Source organism: Lysinibacillus sp. RU7, assembly GCF_057837305.1.
The window spans coordinates 1-241 of sequence record NZ_JBYQFK010000283.1; the positions used below are offsets into that span (position 1 = coordinate 1).

At 62.7% G+C, this 241-nt stretch carries 1 protein-coding gene; it reads left to right on the forward strand.

What is annotated here, in order from left to right; all coding sequences use genetic code 11:
* Positions 1 to 241: beta/alpha barrel domain-containing protein (locus AC3II9_RS22415; RefSeq protein WP_489158975.1), on the forward strand; the 241-nt coding region annotated here is incomplete at both ends.

The window sequence follows — 241 nt, forward strand, 5'->3', positions numbered from 1 at the left end:
CTGGAACATGCCGTTCCTATGGCCCAGGCGCTGGTCGCCGGTGGCGTCAAAGTCCTTGAGGTCACGTTGCGCACCCCTGTGGCGATGGATGCCCTGCGCGCCATCATCAAAAACGTCCCCGACGCCATTGTGGGGGCCGGCACCGTGCTTAACACCCAACAGCTGCAGGAAGTTACGCAGGCGGGTGCCCAGTTCGTCATTAGCCCAGGGATTACCGAGCCTCTGCTTAAGGCCGCCGTTG